Origin of the sequence: Natrinema sp. SYSU A 869 (assembly GCF_019879105.1) — an archaeon.
Lineage (GTDB): Archaea > Halobacteriota > Halobacteria > Halobacteriales > Natrialbaceae > Natrinema.
Window position 1 is genome coordinate 2713124 of record NZ_CP082249.1, and the last position, 24479, is coordinate 2737602.

Consider the following 24479-nt stretch of genomic DNA (forward strand, 5'->3'; position numbering starts at 1 on the left):
CCACTTTCGCAACTACCATATACGCGCTCTGGCAAACGTCCGATTGCTTAGAGTATGCCGAGGCCAGAGGTTCTCGAACGAATTAAGTCGGCGGAAGAGGAGGCCGACGAGATCGTCGCATTGGCAGAAAACGACCGCGACGAGCGAATAGCCGAGGCCCGGGAACGTGCCGAGGAGATTCGCACGGAAGCGGAACAGGAGGCGCAGGAGCTCAGAGAGCGTCGCCTGGAGGAAGCTCGCGAGGAGATCGATGCGGAATGCGAGCAGGTCCTCGAAGAAGGCGAACAGGAGCGTGAGGAACTCGCCGAGCGCGCCCGGAAACGGGTCGACGACGTGACCGACCACGTCGTCGAACTGTTCCAGGAGGACGTCCATGCTCAGACCTGAACGAATGAGCAAGGTCTCGGTGACCGGTTCGCGGGGCGTCATGCCCACGGTCATCGAGACGGTTCACAAGCTGAGTCTGGTGCATCTCTCGGACTACGACGGCTCCTGGGAGGGGTTCGACAACGGCAACCCCATGGAGGGTGCCGATCAAGCCTCCGAGAAGCTGGTTACCGTCCGCGCCCTCGAGAGCACCCTGGATCTGTCGGCCGACGAGGCCGATCCGGGGCGGCTCGAGGACGACTGGGAAGCGCGACTCGAGGAGACCCGAACGCGGGTTAACGAACTCGACGACCGGCGCAGTGAGGTCAACAACGAACTGCGGGAGATCAACGAAAAGATCGACCGCGTCGCTCCGTTCGCGGCGCTCGGTATCGACCTCGACCTGCTGTCAGGGTACGAGACGGTCGACGTCCTCGTCGGTGAGGGTCCCCTCGACGAAGTCGAGGCGGCCGTCGCCGCGTCCGATGACATTCGGGCGTTCGAGACGTTCACCGGCGGCGACGTTGTGGCCATCGTGGCCGCGCCCACCGAGGACGCCGACGAGGCGCCGATCGACGACGCGCTGGTCAGCGTCGAGTTCACCCGCTACGAGGTTCCTGACACCGAGCAGAGTCCCGAGGAGTACGTTTCCGATCTCGAGAACCGGAAACAGAAACTCGAGTCCCAGCTCGACGAGATTGACACGGAACTCGAGGAGATCAAACGGGAGGAAGCGAGTTTCCTCCTGCGAGTCGAAGAAGAGCTAACGATTGAAGTCCAGCAGGCGGAAGCGCCGCTGCAGTTCGCGACGACGGAACACGCCTTCGTCGCGGAAGGCTGGATCCCGACCGACGAGTACGACCGGCTCGTCGCCACGCTGAACGACGCCGTCGGCGACAGTGTCGAGGTCGAAGAACTCGAGCGAGCGGACTACGACCGGCACGGCGCACACTCCCATACGGAAGAGGTCCAGAAGGGAACGCCAGCCGGAGCCGACGAGGAAGACGACGGCGCTGCCGATGCGGACGAGCAACAACAGAAGGCAGTCACGGACGGCGGTTCGACCGTGACGATGGGCGACGAGCCGCCAGTGGTCCAGAACAACCCGTCTGTCGCCAAGCCGTTCGAGCTGCTGGTGCAGGCGGTCAACCGACCGAAGTACAGCGAGCTGGACCCGACGATCTTCCTGTTCCTGACGTTCCCGGTGTTCTTCGGATTCATGATCGGTGACGTCGGCTACGGGATCATGTACGTGGCCATCGGGGCCTACATGGCAACGCGGTTCGACAGCAAGGGAATCACCAGTCTCGGCGGCGTCGCCATCTGGGCGGGGCTGTTCACGATCCTGTTCGGGGCCATCTACGGCGAGATATTCGGCCTGCACGTGCTCGGAGAAGTGCTCTGGCACGACCTGCTGCACGTCGAGTTACTGCCGCTCAACAAGGGGCTCGAGCCGGCAGCAGCCGACTTCGCCCTGGGCTGGATGGTCGTCAGCGTGCTGGCCGGGATCGTCCACCTCAACATTGGATACATCCTGGACTTCTACGAGAACCTCAGCCACGGGGTCAAAGACGCCCTCTTCCACAGCGGCTCGTGGATCCTGATGATCAACGGGATCTGGATCTGGATCTTCTCGGAGCATGTGAAGGGCTCGAAGCCAGGCTTCCTGTTCGACACGTTCGCCAGCGACGGGCCGTTCCCAATCGGCTTCACCGGGTTCCCGGAGTGGGGACTCGTCACGATTCCGGGGATTGATTTCCTGCTGACGGCCCCGCTACTGGTCTTCCTGATCGGGCTCGTCATGCTTGGAATCAGCGACCCCGTCGAACTCGTCGAATCGCTCGACGTCGTCGTCAACGTCTTCTCGTACACCCGGATGGGCGCAGTGTTGCTCGCGAAGGCCGGCATGGCGTTCGTGGTCAACCTGCTGTTCTTCGGCGGGTACGAGGATCCTGACGGCGCGTTCCACTTCCTTCGAAATCACGAGCCGAGCTACGTCGCCGAGCACTACGGTGAGGGGGCCGAAGTTATCTTCGGCGGCCTCATGCATTCGGGGACCGCGGCCCTGATCGGCGGACTTGTGATTCTCGTACTCGGGCACATTGTCGTGCTAGTTCTTGGCGTGACAAGCGCCGGCTTACAGGCTGTGCGCCTCGAGTACGTCGAATTCTTTAACAAGTTTTATGAAGGCGGTGGGGAGAACTACGAACCGTTCGGAACCGATCGAAACCACACTGAGGACTAACAACTAATACAATGATTGAACTCGCAGACGTCGCACTTCAGAACGGAGACGCAGCAGTCGAAGCAGCGCCCACGCTCAACGACGCCGGTGCCGCGGCAATCGCCGTCGGTCTCGCCGCGCTCGCAGCGGGATACGCCGAACGTGGTATCGGCGCAGCAGCCGTCGGCGCAATCGCCGAGGACGACGACATGTTCGTCCCAGGGCTGATCATGACCGTCCTTCCGGAGACGCTCGTGATCCTGGCGCTGGTCGTCGTCTTCATCGTCGGATAACCACACCCCTTCTCTCACCAATGAGTTTGGACACAGTCGTAGAAGACATTCGAGAAGAAGCCCACGCGCGTGCGGAGGACATCCGCTCTGAGGGCGAGACGCGCGCCGAGGAGATCGAATCGGCAGCGGAGGCCGACGCCGAGGAGATCCTCGCCGACGCGGAGGCCGAGGTCGAGCGCGAGATCGACCAGCTTCGCGAACAGCGCCTCTCCAGTGCGAAGCTGGAGGCGAAACAGCAGCGATTGGAGGCCCGTCGTGACGTGCTCGGAGAGGTCCGCGAGGCAGTCGAGGACGGACTCGCATCCCTCGAGGGTGACACCCGCGAGGAACTCACTCGTACCCTGCTTGAGGCGGCGAGCGAGGAGTTCGACGAGGACGACGATGTCTCCATCTACGGTCGGGACGACGATCAGGAGCTGCTCGAGTCGATCCTCGACGACTACGACGGCTACGAGTACGCGGGCAAGTTCGACTGTCTCGGCGGCGTCGTCGTCGAGAGCGAGCAGTCCCGTGTCCGGGTCAATAACACGTTCGACTCGGTGCTCGAGGACGTATGGGAAGACAACCTTCAGGAGATCAGCAACCGACTCTTCGAGCAATGAGCACGGTCGTTCCCACTTGCATGGCTCGTGAGCTACTCCCTGCAAACACTCACCGACGTCGGACGAGTCCGACGAGGATCGCCTCGCAGGGCTCGGCTCACCACGCGGGGTGGTTCGCGTGAGCGCAGGTGCCTCGAATCCGGAATACGTGAACGCTCGCGTTCGGTCGCGCCGAGCTTCGCTGTTCTCGGACGAAGACTACCGCAAGCTGATCCGGATGGGGCCGAGCGAGATCGCGCGGTTTATGGAAGAGACGGAGTACGAACGCGAGATCAACGAGCTCGGAACACGGTTCTCTGGCGTCGACTTGATCGAGTACGCGCTGAACCGCAACCTCGCGAAGCACTTCGACGATCTGTTAGACTGGTCGAAGGGACGGCTCTACGACCTGATCGCCCGCTACCTGCGGAAGTTCGATGTCTGGAACCTGAAGACGATCATCCGCGGGATCTACACCGATACCGACCCCGAGGACATCCAGACTGACCTCATCCGAGCCGGCGAACTCGACGACCGGACGATTGACCGGCTGCTCGAGGCCGACGAGATCGAGGACGCAATCGAAGTGCTGTACGGCACGAGCTACTACGAGCCGCTGACGGTCGCCTACGAGGAGTTCGAGGAGAGCGGTGCGCTCGTTTCCCTCGAAAACGCGCTCGACCGAGAGTTCTACGAGAACCTACTCGCGGACCTCGGCCGACCGCAGGAGGGACCGGAAGCGAAGTACGTCGAGTTCCTCGAGGCCGAGATCGACTTCCGGAACGCCCGGAACGCACTGCGACTCGCACGCAGCGGTGCCGACCTCGATCCCGCGACCTACTACATCGACGGCGGCGTCCTGTTCGACGAGTCGGACCTCAACCGACTGGTCGGTGACTACGACGCACTCGTCGATCACATCGCCGATAGCAGGCGGTACGGCGACCGACTCTCGAGTGCACTGGGACGGCTGCGCGATGCTGACAGCCTTATCCAGTTCGAGCACGCACTAGATGCTGCGTTGCTCGAGTACGCGGACACGCTCTCGAGCATCTACCCGGCCTCGGTCTCGGCCGTGTTGTCGTACATCCTCGCGAAGGAACGCGAGGTCGAGAACATCCGCGCCATCGCGCGAGGTCGCGAGGTCGGACTCGACGAAAACGAGATCGAAGAGGAGCTGGTGATCCTATGAGCCAGGAAATCGCAGTCGTCGGCAGTCCGGAGTTTACGACCGGCTTCCGCCTCGCGGGCGTCCGTCGGTTCGAGAACGTCCCGGACGACGAGAAAGACGAGCGGCTGGACGACGCGGCGACGGCGGCCCTCGAGGATGAGGGCGTCGGGATCGTCGTCATGCACGACGAGGATCTCGAGTACCTGTCGCGATCGGTTCGCCAGGAGGTCGAAACGAGCGTCGAGCCGGTCGTCGTCACGATCGGGAGCGGAACCGGTGGCGGCGGGCTGCGCGACCAGATCAAACGCGCGATCGGTATCGACCTGATGGACGAGGACGAAGACAGCTAAACTATGAGCCAGGCAGAAGACATCGAATCCGTCGACGAAGACGGTATAATCGAAAGCGTGAGTGGTCCCGTCGTGACCGCCACGGACCTCGACGCCCGAATGAACGACGTCGTCTACGTCGGCGACGAAGGACTAATGGGCGAGGTCATCGAGATCGAAGGGAACCTGACCACGATTCAGGTCTACGAGGAAACCTCCGGCGTCGGCCCGGGCGAACCCGTCCAGAACACGGGCGAGCCCCTGAGCGTCGACCTCGGGCCGGGCATGATGGACTCCATCTATGACGGCGTCCAGCGTCCCCTCGACGTCCTCGAGGACAAGATGGGGACCGCGTTCCTCGACCGCGGGGTCGACGCCCCCGGGATCGACCTCGAGAAGAAGTGGGAGTTCTCCCCAGAGGTCGAAACGGGCGATACCGTCGAACCCGGCGACATCGTCGGGATCGTCGAGGAGACCGTCACCATCGACCACAAGGTCATGGTGCCGCCGGACTACGAGGGCGGCGAAGTCACCACCGTCGGGGACGGCGAGTTCACGGTCGAGGAGACCGTCGTCGAACTCGACAACGGCGAAGAGATCCAGATGCACCAGGAGTGGCCGGTCCGCGAAGCCCGGCCCGCCGGTGACAAGGAGACGCCGACCGAGCCCCTCGTGACGGGACAGCGCGTCCAGGACGGGCTGTTCCCGCTCGCAAAAGGTGGGACGGCGGCGATTCCGGGCCCCTTCGGTTCCGGGAAGACCGTCACCCAGCAGCAACTCGCCAAGTGGTCCGACGCGGACATCGTCGTCTACATCGGCTGTGGTGAGCGTGGCAATGAGATGACCGAGGTCATCGAGGACTTCCCGGAACTGCCGGACCCACAGACCGGGAATCCGCTGATGGCCCGGACCTGCCTCATCGCCAACACGTCGAACATGCCTGTCGCGGCGCGTGAATCCTGTATCTATACGGGAATCACGATCGCAGAGTACTACCGCGACATGGGCTACGACGTCGCACTGATGGCCGACTCCACCTCGCGGTGGGCAGAGGCCATGCGGGAGATTTCGAGCCGACTCGAGGAGATGCCCGGCGAAGAGGGTTACCCCGCGTATCTGGCGGCTGCGCTCTCGGAGTTCTACGAGCGCGCCGGCAAGTTCCAGCTGATGAACGGCGGCGAAGGATCGATTTCTGTCGTCGGGGCGGTCTCGCCGCCGGGCGGCGACTTCTCCGAGCCGGTCACTCAGAACACGCTGCGTATCGTCAAGACGTTCTGGGCACTGGACGCCGACCTCGCGGAGCGTCGGCACTTCCCCTCGATCAACTGGAACGAGTCGTACTCGCTGTACAAGGACCAGCTCGACCCGTGGTGGGAGAGCAACGTCGCCGGCGACTGGGCGGACACCCGCCAGTGGGCGGTGGACGTACTCGATGAGGAGGACGAACTGCAGGAGATCGTTCAGCTTGTCGGGAAGGATGCACTGCCGGAGGACCAGCAGCTCACGATGGAAGTCGCACGTTACATCCGTGAGGCCTGGCTCCAGCAGAACGCGCTCCACGACGTCGACACATACTGCGAACCCGAGAAGACCTACCGAATGCTCGGTGCGATCAAGACGTTCAACGATGAGGCCTTCGAGGCGCTGGAAGCCGGCGTTCCCATCGAGGAGATCACGGACGTCGACGCTGCGCCGCAGCTCAACCGGATGGGTACGGCCGAGGAGTGGGAGGAGTTCATCGACGGGATTGAGAGCGACCTCGCAGACCAACTGCGCGCACTGTACTAACAATGAAAGAGTACCAGACTATCACGGAAATCAGCGGTCCGCTGGTGTTCGCCGAGGTCGACGAACCGGTCGGCTACGACGAGATCGTCGAGATCGAGACTGAGGACGGGCGAACGCTGCGCGGCCAGGTGCTGGAATCGAGCGAAGGGATCGTCTCGATCCAGGTGTTCGAAGGGACGGGCGGAATCGACCGCAACGCCTCCGTTCGCTTCCTGGGCGAGACGATGAAGATGCCCGTCACCGAGGATCTGCTCGGGCGGGTGCTCGACGGCTCCGGGAACCCGATTGACGGTGGCCCGGAAATCGTCCCCGACGAACGGCAAGACATCGTCGGGAAAGCGATCAACCCCTACTCCCGGGAGTACCCCGAGGAGTTCATCCAGACCGGCGTCTCTGCCATCGACGGCATGAACACGCTGGTCCGAGGCCAGAAGCTGCCGATCTTCTCTGGCTCGGGGCTGCCCCACAACGAACTCGCACTGCAGATCGCCCGTCAAGCGACGGTGCCGGAGGAAGACGAAGAGGGCGATGGATCCGAGTTCGCCGTCATCTTCGGCGCAATGGGGATCACCGCCGAGGAGGCCAACGAGTTCATGGACGACTTCGAGCGCACCGGCGCGCTCGAGCGCTCGGTCGTCTTCATGAACCTCGCGGACGACCCCGCAGTCGAGCGGCAGGTCACGCCGCGACTCGCGCTGACCACGGCCGAGTACCTGGCCTTCGAGAAGGATTACCACGTGCTGGTCATCCTGACGGACATGACCAACTACTGTGAGGCACTGCGCGAGATCGGTGCCGCACGTGAGGAGGTCCCGGGTCGCCGTGGGTATCCCGGATACATGTACACTGACCTGGCACAGCTCTACGAGCGTGCGGGTCGAATCGAGGGCAAGGAAGGATCGGTCACACAGATTCCGATCCTCACGATGCCCGGCGACGACGAGACGCACCCGATTCCGGACCTGACCGGGTACATTACCGAGGGTCAGATCATGATGGATCGGGACCTCAACAGTCAGGGGATCGAGCCGCCGGTCAACGTCCTGCCCAGCCTGTCGCGGCTGATGGACGACGGGATCGGCGAGGGCCTGACCCGCGAAGATCACGGCGACGTCTCCGACCAGATGTACGCCGCGTACGCGGAGGGTGAAGACCTGCGCGACCTCGTGAACATCGTCGGTCGCGAAGCGCTCTCCGAGCGGGACAACAAGTTCCTCGACTTCGCAGACCGTTTCGAGGAAGAGTTCGTCCAGCAGGGGTACGACACCAACCGTTCGATCGACGACACGCTTGATCTCGGCTGGGAACTGCTCTCGGATCTGCCGAAGACGGAGCTCAACCGTATCGACGAGGAGCTCATCGAAGAGCACTACCACGAAGACGAAACGGCCGAAGCCGTACAGGCCGACTGACCGTCGCGGATCGCCCACATTCAGTTTTTGCTGTTCGTTCAGGTGGTCTCTTCTGACTCGTCGACACCTCGAGCGCCAGCCAACTCGGAACAGTGAACGAGTAAATGAGTTATAAATATTTAATAGTTATTGAATTTAATACTGTCCAAAGACGAAAACAAATATGTAAGAAATACACCATCTATTAGTAATTCTGACCCAGCAGCCGCTCTTTGTATCGGTGTTCTCTGTGGACTCATGTTGCATATATACGATTTATTTTATCATCATATATTGAAACCCACACAGATGAGCGTATTATAACCGTTCTAAATATACTGGGTATCGGTGGTGTGTCAGGAGTGATGGTCTGGCTAACAGACAGCTATTTCTCATCGTTCGTATACGGTCTCGCCGGAGTCGTCCTCGTGCTTATTGTGGTTGTTATCGGTCGGCGATGGTGAACAGCTTAGCTGGCCATGGAGTAAAGGGGTACAACTCGAGGAACTATCAGTAAATGCAACAAATCGAAACAACCGTATGCTCCGCCAATGAATCCTGGTATGTATGCACAAACCACTGCTCGTTCCGGAGTTTGTAGACCGGGCACGACGGCATTACGGTGACGACGAGGCGGTGGTCGCCACCACGGGGGAACGGTTCACGTACGACGAACTCGGCGAGCGCGCCGATCGCTTCGCGGCGGCACTACAGGAGCGAGGGATCGAGAAGGGCGACCGGGTGGCCGTCCTCGACCCGAACACGCACTATCACCTCGAGGCAGCCTACGGAATCATGCAAATCGGCGCTGTTCACACGCCGCTGAACTATCGGCTCACGCCCGACGACTTCGAGTACATCCTGTCGGACGCCGGTGTCGACGCGATCTACGCCGATTACGACTTCGCTGAGCGGATCGAGGCGGTCCGTGACGAGGTGCCGACGGAGACGTTCATCACGAACGACGCGGATGCTGTCGAAGGCGAGTGGGAAGAGTTTGATCAGGTACTCGAGGACGCGGGCACGGAGTACGACCGGCCCGAGATGGCGGAAGACGAGATCATCACGATCAACTACACCTCGGGGACGACGGGGGAGCCGAAGGGCGTCTGTCGCACGCATCGCTGCGAGACGATCCACGCCTACCTGCTGGTCGCCCATCAAGAGATCACCGACGACGACGTCTACCTGTGGACGCTGCCGATGTTCCACGCCAACGGCTGGGGCCATATCTTCGCAGTGACGGGGATTGGCGCGAAACACGTCTGTACGCGCGGGGTCGACGCCGGGGATATCTTCGAGGCCGTGCGTTCGGAGGACGTTTCCTACATGTGCGGTGCGCCAACGGTCCTGAATATGCTCGTTGATTACTACGAAGAGAACGAGCCAGAGACGACTGGCGATGCAGCGGTTCGGCTCGCGACCGCCGGCAGCGCGCCGCCGGAAGCCACCATTAGGACCGTCGAGGACGAGTTCGGCTGGTACCTGAAACACGTTTACGGGGCGACCGAGACGGGGCCGCTGATCACGACCTCCGATGCTCGCCGACACTTCGAGGACGGCAGCGACGACCGATTCCGGATCAAGAAACGACAGGGGCTGGCCTATCTCGGGACCGAAATTCGCGTTGTCGACGAGGACGGAAACGATGTCCCCCGCGATGACGAGACGCTCGGCGAGATCGTCGTCCGAGGCAACCAGATCATGGAGAAGTACTGGGAGAAGCCCGAGGCGACCGAAGAAGCGTTCACTGACCGCGTCGAGGGCTACTACCACACCGGTGACCTCGCGACGATCGACGAGAACGGCATGATCGCGATTCAGGACCGGAAAAAGGACATCATCATCTCCGGCGGCGAGAACATCTCGAGCATCGAACTCGAGGACACCCTCTTCGACCACCCCGAGGTATCGGACGTGGCGGTGATTCCGTCCCCGAGCGATGAGTGGGGCGAGACGCCGAAGGCATTCGTCGTTCCGGCCAGCGGCGACCCCGACGAGCCGGGCGTGACCGAGGATGATCTCGAGGCCTTCACTCGCGAGACCCTCGCGGGCTACAAGGCCGTCCATCGGGTCGAGTTCGTCGATAAGTTGCCGACGACCGCGACGGGAAAGGTCCAGAAGTACGAACTCCGGCAGGAGGAGTGGGGCGACGAAGAGCGGATGGTCGGACAGGGATAGGGACGCCGATCGGCCGGATCGCCGAAACGAGCGACGGACGGTTCGTCCGTTGTGACTGCTCGAGAGTGCCACGGACCGATCGGAGCCGCTCCGAGATGCCATATAGGTTACTGTTCTGAACATAGTGGCAGAGTAGTGTGTTTTGTCGGCTTGCTCAGGTATGTCCGATCCGACAGGGACGACACGATGATCGGTGCTTACGAGTGCGCGACTGCGGGGACGCTCTCGGTCGCGGGCTGTCTGAGCGATTTTACCGGTGAGAGCGGCGTTCAGACGTACATCATCGGTCACGGCGACGACGAAACGGATGTCGACGCCGCGCGGTGTTTCCCGAGGAGCTGTAGATCTACTGTTCCAGACCGGGTGATCGAACTGGAGGCCGTCATGGTGGCGGACTGAGTGCCGTCGACGTATAGCGACGGTCTCGGTGAGAAATCCTGGCTACGTCCGCCGATTGCCCCACTCGTCGTGATCATCCTGATCGATTCCCGCCGTCCGATCAGTTTGCTGGTCGTTCTCGCGGTGATCGTCCCATCCGGCGGCCGTGGTATCGTCGGTGGCGACGGAACGGTTCGGCCCGTCAGCCGAGCGGGTCGGATCGTGGCCGCCGCGTTCTTTCGCGATCCGTTCCGCTTCCGCCCGATCGACCACGGTCGGGTCCGAGGTTTCCTGACTGATCGCCAGCCAGAGGACGAGCGGAATCGCGAGCGAAGCCAGAAGGAAGAGGCCGAGAACGATAGACATAGCTCGTCCGTTACTCGAGGAGCCGAGCACAAAGAGTTTGTGAATTGACAGGATAGGGTCGACTATGAGAGACGACGATCGCGGCTGTCCGAAGTGCGACCACACGGAGACTGAGATCGACGAGATTTCGACGACCGGGAGCGGGCTCTCGAAGATGTTCGACATCCAAAATCGGAGCTTCCACGTTGTGAGCTGTACGAACTGTGGCTACTCGGAACTCTACAAGGGGCAGTCGTCGGGCGACATGATCGATTTGTTCCTCGGCTAGAGATCCCTCCTTGAGTGCGACCCGCTGCCGCCGATTTCCCGCGTCTCGAGTGCGAACGGTGCGCGGAAACTGTAAACAGTTATCCGACTGGGGCCGCTATCCTCCCACAAGATGGCCAACGACGTCAAGCCCACCCGCAAGAACTTGATGGCGATCGAGGATCGCATCGAGCTCTCCGAGCGGGGGCACGGGACGCTCGAGAAGAAACGCGACGGGCTGATCATGGAGTTCATGGACATCCTGGACAAGGCCCAGGACGTCCGCGGCGACCTCGCCGAGGACTACGAGGACGCCCAGAAGAAGATCAACATGGCCCGCGCGATGGAGGGTGACGTCGCGGTCCGCGGTGCCGCATCGGCACTGCAGGAACACCCCGAGATCACCACCGAATCAAAGAATATCATGGGCGTCGTCGTCCCGCAAATCGAGTCCTCCCGGGTCTCCAAGAGCCTCGATCAGCGCGGCTACGGGATCATGGGCACCTCCGCCCGCATCGACGAGGCCGCTGAGGCCTACGAGGACCTCTTGGAGAGCATCATCCTCGCCGCCGAAGTCGAGACGGCGATGAAGAAGATGCTCCGCGAGATCGAGACTACCAAGCGCCGTGTCAACGCCCTTGAGTTCAAGCTCCTGCCGGAACTCTACGAGAATCAGGAGTACATCGAGCAGAAACTCGAGGAACAGGAACGCGAGGAGACGTTCCGTCTGAAGAAGATCAAGGAGAAGAAGGAAGCCGAAGAAAAGGCAGAGCGAGAGGCCGAGGAAGCCGCCGACGCCGAGGAAGCCGAAGCAAAACAGGAGGAACTCGAGGACATTCAGCCGGATACCGCCGCACAGTCGCCCGCGGCCAACCAGTAAGCGCGCTGACTGCCTCGCCGTCGATCGACCGGACATCCATCCACGACTTCGATCCCGATGGCCTGCTCCGAATGCGATTCGCCCGCGATTTCGTTTTCCGTTCCGGAGGCGTACCGCACGGACGCGCCGTCGGCCGCCGCCGTCGTTTCGTTCTGTACGCACTGTCTGACCCTCGAGCCGGCCTCACAGGCAGACCACGACAGAACTGACGAGGCGACGACACTCACCGATCCCGATTTCTCACGCGTTAGCGACGCGTTCCCCACCAAGCCCGAACGTGCGATCCCGCTCGCGCTGGCACTCGGCCTGTGCTCATCGCTCGCGACGAATCGCACTGCGATCGAACTGTTACTCAGGGAGGTCGAAAGGGCCGGTGGAGACCCGCTCCTGGTGCTCGAACGACTCAGCGCCGATCCGTCGGTCGAGCCGGCGATCGACCTTGAGCGGCGGACCCATCAGCTCGAACAGTTGCTCTATTGAATTGCGACGATACGTCAAAAAGCGAGTTGTAGTTAGTTACCGACGGCACGCAGCAGTCGAACGCGAGAATCGAATACGGCGTCCCGGCTATTTCCCAGTCGGCCGCACGTTGTTGCTGATCGCCCGTTTCACCTGCAGGGCCGCACTCGCCGCGAGCCCGCGAGCGACTTCGTCGCGTTCGTCGGCGGTGATGACCTCCTCGGCGGCCGCCGCCTCCTCGAGGTCGGGGGTGAAGCCGGCGGAGACAGCGTGGCCGACCGGCGGTCGGACGGCGACGGTGACTTCCGGGCCGGTCATGCCGTTCGAGACGTCAGCGTCGACGACGTATTCGTTGGGGAGGAACTCGCGCGTGCGGGCGGCGATCCGCGAGACGTCGCGGTGAAGCAATCGTTTCTGTGTGTTCGAGAGGTCAGGAACGTCCGCCGCTGCACGCTGCCCAGCACCAGTCTCGCCCGGTAGCCCTGCGTACGGCGTATTTCCGTTCATGAGAAGTGTGTACCCGTATCAATGGGTCGCCGGTTCAAAAGGGTTCGCTTTGGGTCACTCCGAGAGGATCGGTTCGCTCTCGCCGTAGACCGCGAGTACGACCGCCGTCGTATGCGCTCCCGAATCGGCCTGCCGGCTCTCGACGGCAACTCGCGGGTCGGCGAACGGCCAGTCGCGAAGTTCCTGGCCCGCAGCCAGCCCCTCACGGACCCGGCGTTCAACGTCCTCGCGGTCCATCTCGCCCGCGGTCTCGTAGAATAGGCCCGGGCCGTCGTCGACGGACTGTGCCCACGCCAGCGCCGCGCTCACGCGGCCGGGATCGGCAGTGGTCGCTCGAGCCTCGACAACTGTCAGGCGCTCGCCGGCGGGGCCGAGATCGGGCGCGGTGCCGACGGCCTCGACATCGACGCCCGCCGGGATCACGGAGGAAACCGAGACGAGGTTGTAGTTCTCGACGCCGGCCTCGGCGAGCGCGGCGTCGTAGGAGGCCATCGCCGTGGGTGCCGACGCGGAGCCCCAGACGACTCGAATCGTGCTCATATCCGTCTTCGGGGACGAGCGCCGTAAGGCGTTGCGATTCACCAGCAGCGACGCGTCTTGGCGAATCGCTCCACTCGATTGTCATCGTGAACGAGCGGTATCATTCAGCAGATTAATACGCCTTATCTGCGTTCCTCTAACCAATGAAACGAAGGGGGGATATAGAGGGAACGGTCCCCATTCTGACGGCCGGATGCACGTCACTCGCGAAGACGGATAGCTCCGGTCCGGCGTTCGTCCAAACCGACGAGTGGCCCGCCGACGGATACGACGTGGCGCGGACGGGCGTGAGTCCACAGTCCGACCCGGTTTCGCTCTCGTCGGATCAGCGCTGGTCGGTCGAGATCGGCAGCGAGATACGGTCCACGCCCATCGTCGTCGACGGACGGGTGTACGTCCACGACAGGGGCGCGGGGAAAACGGCCTCCCTCGACGAGCACACCGGAGAAGTGCTGTGGAAGCGGTTCACCGGTGGGAAAGACCCCCTCGCAGCGCCGGCACTCGACGACGAGCGTGTGTACCTGAACGACAGCGGCGACCGGACGGTGCTCGCGCTGGACGCGGAGACGGGTGACACGGAGTGGACCTTTTCGACCGCACACGGGTCTCGTTCGATCGCGTCTGCCGACGGGACCGTCTTCGTCGGCAGCGACGAGGGAGCGGCACTGATCGCTCTCGAGGCCGAGACCGGTCGGGAGCGGTGGTCGGTCGACGTCGGTAGCGAACTCTTCGGGCCGCCGGCGATCGTCGACGGAACCGTCTACGCCGGCTCGACGAATAGCCGCGTGCTCGCGCTGGATGTCGATGACAGCACTGAACACTGGCGGTTCGACGCGAGCGGAGGCGTCGTCGCAGCGCCGACCGTTCGCGACGGCACCGTGTACGTCGGGACACAGAGCGGTATCGTCCACGCGCTCGATCGGGAAACCGGGACGGAACAGTGGCGCAGTAATACCGACGGACTGGGAATGCTGTACCCGTCACCGGCCGTCGACGACGAACTACTGGTTGTCGGGACCTGGAACACGGGCGAGGTTCGAGCGTTCGATCCGCACTCAGGACGCGAGCAGTGGCAGGTGGTTGACCTCGAGCAGGTCCTGTCCGTGACGAGCCCGGTCATCGCCGGCGATCGCGTCTACTTCGGGTCCGACGACGGATTGCACGCCGTCGATCCGACACAGGCGAGCACCGCGAGAAGCTGCAGGCGGACGCGGCGGGTGGAATGCAATCGTCGCCCGCGATCATCAATGAGACGGTCTACGTCGGCGATAACGAGGGCACTGTCCACGCCATCTCGAAAACGGAGTAACGAGCGACGGTCGTGGTCGTCGCGACTGCGTCGTTCGTTCGCGGTCGAAGCATAATCTACTCGCGCGTTTCGAAATCGTACGAACGGTTCGACGAGCGGACGCTCGTCTCGCTACTGGTAGAAGTAGCCGGCCGAGGACACGACGTCGCTCGAGTCGTCCTCTTCGATCTTCTCTAAGGCGTTGGCGAAGTCCTGATGTGTAACTTCGTCGCGGCCGTTGCGGATGGCGAACATGCCGGATTCGGTGGCGAGGCTTTCGATGTCGGCACCGGAGTAGCCGTCGGTGTCGTCGGCGAGCGAGCTGAAGTCGACGCCGTCAGCGATGTTCATATTGCGGGTATGGATCGAGAGGATCTGTTCGCGGCCGTCGCGGTCAGGTTCGGGGACTTCGATGAGGCGGTCGAACCGTCCGGGGCGTAGAATGGCCCGATCGAGCATGTCGAAGCGGTTGGTAGCGGCGATGATACGGATCTCACCGCGGGCCTCGAAGCCGTCCATCTCGGAGAGCAGTTGCATCATGGTCCGCTGGACCTCGGCGTCGCCGGAGGTCTTGGACTCCGTTCGACGAGTCGCGATGGCGTCGATCTCGTCGATGAAGATGATGGCGGGCTGGCGCTCGCGGGCCATCTCGAAGAGGTCGCGGACGAGCCGCGAGCCCTCACCGATGAACTTGCGGACGAGTTCCGAGCCGGCCATCTTGATGAAGGTAGCGTTGGTTTCGTTGGCAACAGCCTTGGCGAGCATCGTCTTCCCCGTCCCCGGCGGTCCGTAGAGGAGGACGCCACTCGGCGGGTCGATGCCGACCTCGTTGAAGATTTCGGGCTCGGTCAGCGGCTGCTCGACGGCCTCGCGGACTTCGCGGACCTGCTCGTCGATACCGCCGATGTCGGCGTAGGTGACTTCCGGCTTCTCCGTGATCTCCATCGACTGGGCGCGCGCGTCGGTCTCGGTGTCCAGAACCGTCTGGATCGCGAAGGAGTCGTTGACCGCGACGCGGTCGCCGGGCTCGACGCGGTCGACGATACGCGAGGAGACGTCGGTCAGCACTTCCTGATTGTTGCCGTGCTGTTTGACGACGACCTGTTCGTCCTCGAGGACGTCCTCGACTGTGGCGATGTATAGCGACGAACTCTTGAGCGTCTCGTTTTCTCGTTCGACACGATCGACTTTCTCCCGGAGTCGCTCGCGGCGGTCCTCGGCGTCGTCGAGCTGGTCGGAGAGCTGGTCGTTCACGTCGACCAGATCCTCGTAATGCCCACGGAGCGCCTCGAGCCGTTCGTCATCGGGGAGCTCTGAGTCGATATCGCGGTGAGGTCGGTCGGGAATAGACGGGCTTCGAGACATCCTGTTGTACGCCGATAGGATTTCGATGGTAAATGTGCCTTTGGGTCCCGGAGGGATTTCTGCCGAATGGTATTACTGCACACTGTGCGATTGCAGGGAGCGGGCAGCAGATACCGGCGTCCGCGGAAGAATTAGTAAAATTTTGATACCAATCGGGGGCTCGATCAGTCAAGCAGCGACTCGAACTCCTCGAGGCGCTGGCCGTAGGTCTCGAGCGCGCGGTCGATCGGCCCCGAGGAGCTCATGTCGACGCCGGCGATCCGCAGGAGTTCGAGCGGGTACTCCCGGGAGCCGTGGCGGAGGAACTCGAGGTAGTCGTCGGCGGCAGACTGGCCGTTCTCGAGGACATCGTCGACGATGGCGAGTGCGGCGGAGATGCCGGTCGCGTACTGGTAGACATAGAAAGCCCGGTAGAAGTGGGGGATACGCATCCACTCGCGGGCGATGCGGTCGTCGATCGCGGCGGGCTCGTAGTAGTCTTCCTTGAGCCCGCGGTAGAGGTCGTCCAGTCGGTCGGCGGTGAGCGGTTCGCCGTTTTCTTCGAGGCGGTGGGTCTCGTGTTCGAACTCCGCGAAGAGGGTCTGGCGGTACAGCGTCGAGCGCACGCGCTCGAGGAACTCGTTGAGGACGTGTTTCCGGAACTCAGGATCGTCGACGGTCTCGAGGAGGTGATTGGTCAGCAGCGCCTCGTTGACGGTGCTGGCGACCTCGGCGACGAAGATTTCGTAGTTCGAGTAGATGAAGGGCTGTTCCTCTTTCGTGAGCTCAGAGTGCATCGAGTGGCCGAGTTCGTGAGCCAGCGTGTACATCGAGGAGATGTCCCGCTGGTAGTTCAGGAGGATGAAGGGCTGGGTGTCATAGGTCCCGCCGGAGTACGCGCCGGCTTGTTTCCCTTCGTTCTCGTAGACGTCGACCCAGCGGGAGTCCAGCCCCTCGGCGACTCGAGACTGGTACTCCTCGCCGAGGGGTGCGAGCGCGTCGACGACGTATTCGGTTGCCTGATCGTACTCGAGATCGGGACCCTCGTCACCGGTCAGTGGCATGTAGACGTCCCACATCTGCAGTTCGTCGACGCCAAGCGCCTGCTCCTTGAGTTCCGTGTGGTGGTGGAGCTTGTCGATATTGTCGTGGACGGTATCGACGAGCGTGTCGTAGACGTCGACGGGGACGTTCGGGCCATCGAGGGCCGCTTCACGTGCGGTGTCGTAGTTGCGCGCCTGAGCGGTCTTGACGTCGGCTTTGACGCTGTTCTTGTAGCTGGCCGCGACCGTGTTCCGGACCGACTCCCACTCGTCGAAGTAGGATTCGTAGACGCGCTGGCGAAAGTCGCGGTTGGGACGCTTGAGCAGGTTCGTGAAGTTGCTCTGGGTGATCTCGATCGCATCCTCCTCGTCGTCCTCGGGCGTCTCGACCGTCGGGAACGCCATGTCCGCGTTCGAGAGCATGTTGTATACCTCGCCCGTCGCGCCCGTGACCTCGCTCAGGTCGGCGAGTAGCTCCTCGACTTCGGCTGAGCGCGTATGGGGTTTCATCCGGAGCACGTCGTCGACGTAGTGGTCGTAGGTCTCGAGGGCAGGTGCCTCCGCGACCATCTCGTCGAACTCCTCGCGGGTCAACTCCTGCAGTTCGGGGTCGATGAAGGAGGCCGCGGACTGGGCGTCAGCCGCGAGCGACTGCGATCGGGCCGTCAACGCCTGGTACTGCTGGTTCGTCGTGTCTTCGTCGCGGCGCATTCGAGCGTAGGCCGCGACCATCGAGACCTCGCGCATGATCTCGTCGCGGAGTTCGAGGATCTCGAGGAGGGTTTTGGCGTCGTCGGTAACCTGTCCCTCGTAGGTGTCGAGGTCATCAACGTGCTCGGCGACCGCCTCGTAGGCGGCCTCCCAGTCGTCATCGGTCGCGTAAATGCTCTCGAGGTCCCAGGTATATCCCTCGTCGACCTCGGAGCGTTCGGGAACGGAACTCATGGGGACGGCTTCGAAGCGGTGGCGGTAAAGCGTGTCGGACCCCTTCACGAACGGCAACCGTCGGAAGCGACGCACAGCGCTTGCGCCGGCCTGCCCTTTTCCCGCTCGACGGAGAACGGACGGTATGGACGACGGCGACCGAGAAACGGGGTCGGCCGACTCGGACCAGACACCGGCCCTCGAGCGCGCAATCGGCCGAGCGTGGACCGACGATCGACCGTGGGACCTGCTGACCCGACTGACCGAACTCCCCCATCGGATGGGCGGCTCGGGTGGCGAGCGCCGAGCCGCCGAAATCGTCCGCAAAACCCTCTCCGATGCGGGTCTCGAGGACGTTCGAATCGACGAGTTTCCCATGCGGTGCTGGGAGCGTGGCACGACCGAATTCGCAGTCCTCGAGGGCGAGACGGAAACGGGAGCCCGAGCGGGCGGCGACGCGGTGGCCACCGATCGAATCGATCGGTCGTTCGAGGCGATTGCACTGCCGTATTCGCCGGCTAACGATGTCGAGGGGCCGCTGGTCGACATCGGCTACGGCACCCCCGAGGAGATCGACGATGCGGCCTTGCAGGGCGGGATCGCCGTCGCGAGTACGACAACGCCGCCGGGCAAGCGGTTCGTCCACCGGATGGAGAAGTTCGGCCACGCCGCAGCGGCGGGGGCAGAGGCGTTCGTCTTCGGCAACCACGTCCCTGGACAGTTACCGCCGACGGGTGCCCTGAAGTTCGACGCCGAGGCCGCCGTTCCGGGGGTCGGCGTCAGCGCCGAAACGCACGACTGGCTCACGGACTACGCCGATGGCGGCGCGCGCGCTCGACTCCGCGTCGACGCCACCACGTGGGATGGCTCGAGTCAGAACGTCCACGGCAGACTCGGTGGCGAGGCGCGTAGCGCCTCGGGACAGTCGAGCGGACGGAGTTCGCGAGAGACTGACGACGAGGTGCTCGTCCTCGCTCACTACGATGCCCACGACATCGGCGAGGGTGCGCTCGACAACGGCTGTGGAATCGCGACCGTTGCCGGCGCGACATCGGTCCTCGCGGCGATCGAGGACGACCTCGAGTGTCCGGTCCGGATCGCTGGCGTCGGCTGCGAGGAGATCGGGCTGCTCGGTGCCGAGGCGCTCGCTGACGATCTGCCCCTCGAGTCGATTCGGGCAGTCGTCAACGTCGACGGCGCGGGGCGGTTCCGGAACCTGCGGGCACTGTCACACGGCTCCGAGTCGCTCGCGGAACTCGCGGACGACGTGACTGACGCCTTCGGCCAGCCGGTCGTCCACGAGCCGGATCCACACCCGTTCAGCGACCACTGGCCGTTCCTGCGGGCGGGCGTGCCGGCGCTGCAACTCCACAGCGAACCGCTCGAGGGCAGCGAGCGCGGCCGCGGCTGGGGGCATACGGCGGCGGACACGCGAGACAAGGCCGACCCGCGGAATCTCCGGGACCACGCTGTCCTGACTGCGCTGCTCGTCCGCGAACTCACGAGACGAGACGTGCCGCGGATCGACGAGCGTGAGCTTCGCGAACAGTTGCAGGCACAGGAGTACGAGTCGGGAATGCGTGCCGCGGAGATGTGGCCCGACGCGTGGTTGTGAGCAGGGATATCGGCGAGTTTCAGGTCTCAACGTCGACCGCTGTCCGAACGACACGAGCGACGCCGAGCATCGCGACGAACGTGCCGACGACCACGAGCAAGACGAGCAAGACGATGCCGAGCGCAGACGCACCGACCTCGGGGTAGGACCGGAGCGGCGACGTGAGACGGAGTCCGAAGAAGATCACGAGCAGCCCCGCAGCGACGCGGATCGATGCGCGCCAGTAGGCACCGTACTCTTCCGGTGACAGTTCCATGCGCCGACGTGTGTCTTCGGGCGTGAAAAACGCTCGTACGCAGCTCGGGCGGCGACGGTTTCGGCTCGAGTCGGCCCGGCTCCCCGATCAGCGCATCCCGTCGGCCAGCTGTCCGGCGACCCGCGCCCCAGTCCGTCGGTCGACGCGGCGGCGGTCGAACACGGCTCGAGCGCTCTCGGCTGCGTCCGCGTCGATCTCGAAGGCAAGATCGGGGTAGACCACGTCGGTCAGCACGAGCGGCTCCGGCGGGGCAGGCGCGATTCCCTTATGACCGGGCAACGGCTCGGACTCGAGGACGCGATCGATCTTCGCGAGCGGAGACTCGCCGGCACCGATCGCGCGGGCGAGCGAGACGAGTCGGCGGACGAGTTCCCGAGCGAAGCCGCCCGCGCTGACGGTGACGACGAGGTAGTCGCCATCGCGGTCGGCCTCGAGCGTCAGCGAGCGCTCCGTGTTGCGACCGTCCGGCGTCAGGTTGTGGACATCGTGGGTGCCCGACAGCGTCTCGCAGGCGGCGCGGAACCGCTCGTCGTCGACGGCGGGCGCGGTCTGATCGGCGTCCGAACCGGACATCGCTTCATCGGCGGGTGGCGCGTACAGGTGATAGGTGTATGCCCGGCGGCTCGCGTGATGGGTCGCGTGGAACCCCTCGGGCGCGTCTGCGGCCGCCCACGCCCGTACATCGGCGGGAAGTTCGGCGTTCACCGCCCGGGGTGCGAGCCAATCGGGTGCCTCGAGCGCGATCGTCTGAGCCAGTGCGGAGACGCCGGCGTCAGTGCGGCCGGCGGCCGCGTAGCCCGCGGGCTTGTCGGCGTCGGGGGCGAGGACCTCAAGCGCGCGGAGGGCGTCGAAGATCGCGTCCTCGACGGTGGGGATGTCGGGCTGGGGCTGGCGCTGGAAGCCGTAGTAGTCAGTGCCGTCGTAGGCGATCCGAAACGCGCGGGGAGCCATGGTCTCGAGTCGATCCAGCGGGGCCAGGGTGTTATACCGTTCGCTGTCTCGACGGCCACCGATCCGACTGATCGAACGGCAGAATTCACTCACTGAGTGGCCGGCGGCATCGATCTCGATGTAATTCAGAACTCGTCGTCGGAGTCGAACTCGTCGTCGGGACCTGTCTCGTCGAACCCGAATTCGTCGGATTCGTTTGCTCCGCCCTCGTCGATGTCGATCTCGGTGCGGTCGGACTCCGTCGCCCCGCCCTCGTCAATATCGAACTCGTCAGTCTCGAGCGTCGATCCGTCGGCGCTGACGGCACCCTCGTGGACCTCGATGGTGACGCCGTCGTCGTCAGAGGACACCCCAAGCAACTGCCCCGTCGCCGACTCCACTTCCTGATTGACCGACCAGACGAACCGCAACACCGACTCGAGTTCGGTCCCGGCCTCGCGGACGCCGCGCTGGCGGGAGAGATCGCCCAGGCTCCGTGCCCCCTCCGGATGGAGGTACTGGATCGGATGATCGGTGGGCACCTCTTGGAGGTCGACGTCGAACGACCAGAGGTACGGCAGGGCCTGGATGGCGTAGCCCTGCGGTTTCGGCGCTCGCCGACCCGCGGCGGTCAGCGCGACGTTGATCGCCAGCGGTTCCGCGTCGGTGTCGAAGTAGACGCCCGGAACGCGTGGAATCGATACTCGCATACTCGAGGGAGGGGGCCGGGAACGGGTGAATACACACCCGGCAATCACAGCCCCGTTTTAGGTGATTGCGGTGGCCGTCGCCGCTCTCGTCAGTGGAAGGTGTCGGCGAACTTGCCCCGACGGTTGATATCGAGTTCGCTCACGCTCGAGTGGTCCTGAGACGCGGCGAATCGAATCGCTTCGGCAACCTCCTGAGGGGCGCTGGCCTCGTCCTCGTCGAACCGCTCGGCGAAGGTCTCGCCATCGGGGGTCTCAAACTCCGAACGGACCTCGGCGGGGTTGATAATCGTGACCCCCACGTCGGCGTCGCCGATCTGGGCCGCGAGACTCTTGGCGAAGCCCCGGACCCACCACTTCGAGGCCGCGTAGACCGGGTTGGCGGGCCGCGGATGTCGGCCGGCGAAGCTGGCGACGAAGATCAGGTGGCCCTCGCTCTCGCAGACGTGGGGTATCGCCGCCCGCGACGCGTAGAAGACGCCGTCGACGTTGGTCTCCTGGATCGTCTCGTACTCCTCGGTCGACAGCGATTCGACCTTGCTGCCCCGGGACAGTCCCGCGTTGTTCACCAGGACGTCGATGCCGCCGAACGCCGCGACGGTCTCGTCGATGAGCGCGTCGACGTCGTCCTCCTCGCGGACGTTCGTCGGGACGACCAGCGTCTCGACGTCGTGGGTCGCCTCGAGGTCGTCCGCGACGCTCGTCAGTCGGTCCTCGCTGCGGGCCGCGAGGACGACGTTCGCTCCCTCGGCCGCGAGTTCGCGACACGTCGCCGCGCCGATTCCCGAACTCGCGCCCGTGACGATCGCCGTTCCCTGCTCGAGCGTGTCTGACATCATGCCACGAGTACGCGAGCATCGATCGTAAAAACGAGGGTCGCAGAACCGCCGGATCGGTGATCGACGACGATCACACGAACCGCGCGGTCAGTAGCCGTCCAGGTCGTACAGGTCGCCGTACTTCGACTCGACGTACTCAAGGAAGTAGTCCGCGGTCAGCCCCTCACCGGTCGCGTTCTCGATCAGGTCGGGCGTGACGTAGCGCTTGCCGTGCTGGTGAATATTCTCGCGGAGCCAGCCGTTGAGTTCATCGAACTCTCCCTCGCGAATCTGATCGTCGAATTCGCCGAGATCGGCGTCCGCCGCGGTGTACAACTGCGCTGCGAGTACCGAGCCCAACGAGTACGTCGAGAAGTAGCCGAAGTCTCCGTGGGACCAGTGAATGTCCTGCAGGCAGCCCTCAGCATCCGTTTCGGGACGCACGCCCAGGTACTCCTCGTACTTGTCGTTCCAGACCTCGGGCACCTCGGAAACCTCGAGGTCGCCCCGGATCAGATCGCGTTCGATCTCGAATCGGATGACGATGTGGAGGTGGTAGGTGAGTTCGTCCGCCTCGACGCGGATGAGATTGTCGTCGTAGACCTGGTTGGCAGACTCGTAGGCCTCGTCGGGCGTAACGTCCTCGAGTTCGGGAAAGCGCTCGCGGGCGATCGGCAGGAAGTGCTCCCAGAAGGGCCGGGATCGGCCGACGTGGTTTTCCCAGAGGCGAGACTGAGACTCATGGACCGAGAGATCGCGGGCCTCGCCGAGCGGCGTGCCGTACCCCTCGTCCGGGAGTCCGAGGGTGTAGTTCGCGTGACCGAACTCGTGGATCGTGGAGGTGATCGACCCCAGAAGGTCATCCTCCTCGAAGCGGGTGGTCACGCGGGCGTCGAACTGCGTCCCCGAAGAGAACGGGTGCGGCGCGGTATCGAGGCGGCCTCGATCCCAGTCGTAGCCAAGTGAGTCGAGCACATCGCGCGCGAGGGCCTCCTGATCGTCATCGTCGAACTGACCTGCGAAGGCGTCCGTTGTGAGCTCGGCGTCACTGTCGTCGATCGCGTCGATCAGAGGGACGAGGTTCTCACGTAGCCGCTCGAGGACTCGTTCCGCGGTCTCGAGGTCGATGTAGGGCTCGTAGTCCGCGAAGAGAACGGCGTATGGGTCGGCGTCGGGATCGATGTGGTTCGCGTACTCTCGCTTGAGGTCGACCAGTTTCTCGAGGGTCGGCGCGAAGTGGTCGAAGTCGTCCTCCGCTCTGGCCTGCTTCCACTTCGGATGGGCGTTTGACGCCGTCGCCGAAATTTCCTCGACGAGGTCCTGCGGGACGCTCGTCTCGCGGTCGTACTGGCGGCGGGTTTCGCGGACGACGGCGGTTTCTTCCTCGTCGAGATCGGTGCTCGCGGTTTCACCGTCTTCTCGAGACGACGCAGTCGTCTCGCCTTCAAGGTCCGCGAGCAGCTCGCCGGTCTCGTCGGCAGTCAGAAGTTCGTGACTGATCGAGGACAGCGTCGAGAGTTGCTGGGCGCGGGCCGGGGTGCCCTCGTCGGGCATCACGACCTCCTGATCCCACTGCAGGATGCCGGCAGCGTTCCCGACGTTCGAGATGCGCCGCACTCGCTCTTCGAACTGATCGTACGTGTCGGCCTCGCTCGCGTCGCTCTGGGCCTGATCGGTCGCCATAGACGTACCGTTCGCTCGGAAGCAGTATCAACGTCGGGGTTCCGGGCATCTCGAGACTGACCGGTTGGATGTCGGCTACTGTGACTATCAATACCCGGTATTAAAGGCACCGTGAGCGACCGTACTGCCCCAATCACGAGCCGATGAGAGTGAGATAGAACTTGCAAGCAC

The 24479-nt window shown here is 63.5% G+C and carries 25 protein-coding genes; 15 read left to right on the forward strand and 10 right to left on the reverse strand.

The features are described from left to right. The first annotated feature begins 54 nt into the window (after positions 1-54). From ahaH to K6I40_RS21645, 10 genes are all read left to right on the forward strand, one after another. Positions 55-387 carry an ATP synthase archaeal subunit H gene (ahaH, locus tag K6I40_RS21600; RefSeq protein WP_222916440.1) on the forward strand — a complete coding sequence of 111 codons (333 nt, stop codon included), beginning with the start codon at positions 55-57 and terminating at the stop codon, positions 385-387. Beyond that, a complete protein-coding gene (locus K6I40_RS21605) occupies positions 374-2611 on the forward strand; it encodes a V-type ATP synthase subunit I (RefSeq protein ID WP_255681824.1) in 2238 nt (745 codons plus the stop codon). The genes ahaH and K6I40_RS21605 overlap by 14 nt, the downstream gene beginning before the upstream one ends. 11 nt (positions 2612-2622) lie before the next feature. Further along, complete coding sequence (locus tag K6I40_RS21610) at positions 2623-2883, forward strand: hypothetical protein (protein ID WP_006180305.1); 261 nt, start codon at positions 2623-2625, stop codon at positions 2881-2883. Positions 2884-2903: 20 nt separating this feature from the next. Continuing rightward, positions 2904-3485 (forward strand): V-type ATP synthase subunit E, encoded by a 582-nt coding sequence (locus K6I40_RS21615; protein WP_222916444.1) that lies wholly within the window; start codon positions 2904-2906, stop codon positions 3483-3485. A 118-nt stretch (positions 3486-3603) separates the two neighbouring features. Continuing rightward, complete coding sequence (locus K6I40_RS21620; RefSeq protein ID WP_222916452.1) at positions 3604-4656, forward strand: V-type ATP synthase subunit C; 1053 nt, start codon at positions 3604-3606, stop codon at positions 4654-4656. Beyond that, entirely contained in the window at positions 4653-4985 is a 333-nt protein-coding gene (locus K6I40_RS21625) for a V-type ATP synthase subunit F (RefSeq protein WP_222916455.1), read from the forward strand. The genes K6I40_RS21620 and K6I40_RS21625 overlap by 4 nt, the downstream gene beginning before the upstream one ends. A gap of 3 nt (positions 4986-4988) precedes the next feature. Further along, complete coding sequence (locus tag K6I40_RS21630; protein WP_222916457.1) at positions 4989-6752, forward strand: ATP synthase subunit A; 1764 nt, start codon at positions 4989-4991, stop codon at positions 6750-6752. A 2-nt stretch (positions 6753-6754) separates the two neighbouring features. Continuing rightward, positions 6755-8164, forward strand: a complete 1410-nt coding sequence (locus tag K6I40_RS21635; protein WP_222916460.1) for an ATP synthase subunit B — start codon at positions 6755-6757, stop codon at positions 8162-8164. A gap of 546 nt (positions 8165-8710) precedes the next feature. Then, positions 8711-10324: a long-chain-fatty-acid--CoA ligase gene (locus tag K6I40_RS21640; RefSeq protein WP_222916463.1), complete on the forward strand. Its 1614-nt coding sequence runs from the start codon at positions 8711-8713 to the stop codon at positions 10322-10324. 186 nt (positions 10325-10510) lie between these two features. Further along, positions 10511-10723 (forward strand): hypothetical protein, encoded by a 213-nt coding sequence (locus K6I40_RS21645; RefSeq protein ID WP_222916467.1) that lies wholly within the window; start codon positions 10511-10513, stop codon positions 10721-10723. Positions 10724-10765: 42 nt separating this feature from the next. Here K6I40_RS21645 and K6I40_RS21650 read toward each other — a convergent pair whose 3' ends face one another. Then, on the reverse strand, positions 10766-11068 hold the full coding sequence (locus K6I40_RS21650) for a hypothetical protein (RefSeq protein WP_222916469.1): 303 nt from the start codon (positions 11066-11068) through the stop codon (positions 10766-10768). 64 nt (positions 11069-11132) lie between these two features. Between K6I40_RS21650 and K6I40_RS21655 the strand changes: the two genes are divergently transcribed. From K6I40_RS21655 to K6I40_RS21665, 3 genes are all read left to right on the forward strand, one after another. Then, on the forward strand, positions 11133-11336 hold the full coding sequence (locus K6I40_RS21655; protein WP_222916473.1) for a zinc ribbon domain-containing protein: 204 nt from the start codon (positions 11133-11135) through the stop codon (positions 11334-11336). Between the two features lie 111 nt (positions 11337-11447). After that, complete coding sequence (locus tag K6I40_RS21660) at positions 11448-12194, forward strand: V-type ATP synthase subunit D (RefSeq protein ID WP_222916476.1); 747 nt, start codon at positions 11448-11450, stop codon at positions 12192-12194. A gap of 57 nt (positions 12195-12251) precedes the next feature. Next, positions 12252-12674 (forward strand): DUF6276 family protein, encoded by a 423-nt coding sequence (locus K6I40_RS21665; protein WP_222916479.1) that lies wholly within the window; start codon positions 12252-12254, stop codon positions 12672-12674. Between the two features lie 87 nt (positions 12675-12761). On the opposite strand, the gene K6I40_RS21670 is transcribed toward K6I40_RS21665, so the two are convergent. Together K6I40_RS21670 and K6I40_RS21675 are read right to left on the reverse strand one after the other, a co-directional pair. Beyond that, positions 12762-13160 (reverse strand): DUF5811 family protein, encoded by a 399-nt coding sequence (locus K6I40_RS21670; RefSeq protein WP_222916482.1) that lies wholly within the window; start codon positions 13158-13160, stop codon positions 12762-12764. A gap of 54 nt (positions 13161-13214) precedes the next feature. Beyond that, complete coding sequence (locus tag K6I40_RS21675) at positions 13215-13700, reverse strand: pyruvoyl-dependent arginine decarboxylase (protein ID WP_222916485.1); 486 nt, start codon at positions 13698-13700, stop codon at positions 13215-13217. 143 nt (positions 13701-13843) lie between these two features. Between K6I40_RS21675 and K6I40_RS21680 the strand changes: the two genes are divergently transcribed. Further along, on the forward strand, positions 13844-15064 hold the full coding sequence (locus K6I40_RS21680) for a PQQ-binding-like beta-propeller repeat protein (RefSeq protein WP_222916488.1): 1221 nt from the start codon (positions 13844-13846) through the stop codon (positions 15062-15064). Positions 15065-15120: 56 nt separating this feature from the next. Here K6I40_RS21680 and K6I40_RS21685 read toward each other — a convergent pair whose 3' ends face one another. Continuing rightward, positions 15121-16353 carry a proteasome-activating nucleotidase gene (locus K6I40_RS21685; protein WP_222916492.1) on the reverse strand — a complete coding sequence of 411 codons (1233 nt, stop codon included), beginning with the start codon at positions 16351-16353 and terminating at the stop codon, positions 15121-15123. 164 nt (positions 16354-16517) lie between these two features. Then, complete coding sequence (gene pepF / locus K6I40_RS21690; RefSeq protein ID WP_222916502.1) at positions 16518-18320, reverse strand: oligoendopeptidase F; 1803 nt, start codon at positions 18318-18320, stop codon at positions 16518-16520. A gap of 124 nt (positions 18321-18444) precedes the next feature. On the opposite strand from pepF, the gene K6I40_RS21695 reads away from it, so the two are divergent. Beyond that, on the forward strand, positions 18445-19914 hold the full coding sequence (locus tag K6I40_RS21695) for a M28 family metallopeptidase (RefSeq protein ID WP_222916505.1): 1470 nt from the start codon (positions 18445-18447) through the stop codon (positions 19912-19914). A gap of 19 nt (positions 19915-19933) precedes the next feature. Here K6I40_RS21695 and K6I40_RS21700 read toward each other — a convergent pair whose 3' ends face one another. From K6I40_RS21700 to K6I40_RS21720, 5 genes are all read right to left on the reverse strand, one after another. Beyond that, on the reverse strand, positions 19934-20170 hold the full coding sequence (locus K6I40_RS21700) for a hypothetical protein (RefSeq protein WP_222916507.1): 237 nt from the start codon (positions 20168-20170) through the stop codon (positions 19934-19936). 87 nt (positions 20171-20257) lie between these two features. Then, the gene (gene truA, locus K6I40_RS21705) at positions 20258-21121 is read right to left on the reverse strand and encodes a tRNA pseudouridine(38-40) synthase TruA (protein ID WP_222920428.1); all 864 of its coding nucleotides are present in this window, start codon (positions 21119-21121) and stop codon (positions 20258-20260) included. A gap of 125 nt (positions 21122-21246) precedes the next feature. Next, a complete protein-coding gene (locus K6I40_RS21710) occupies positions 21247-21810 on the reverse strand; it encodes a hypothetical protein (RefSeq protein ID WP_222916511.1) in 564 nt (187 codons plus the stop codon). Positions 21811-21899: 89 nt separating this feature from the next. After that, positions 21900-22643 (reverse strand): SDR family oxidoreductase, encoded by a 744-nt coding sequence (locus K6I40_RS21715; RefSeq protein WP_222920429.1) that lies wholly within the window; start codon positions 22641-22643, stop codon positions 21900-21902. 90 nt (positions 22644-22733) lie between these two features. Beyond that, a complete protein-coding gene (locus tag K6I40_RS21720; protein WP_222916518.1) occupies positions 22734-24308 on the reverse strand; it encodes a carboxypeptidase M32 in 1575 nt (524 codons plus the stop codon). Between the last annotated feature and the right edge of the window lie 171 nt (positions 24309-24479).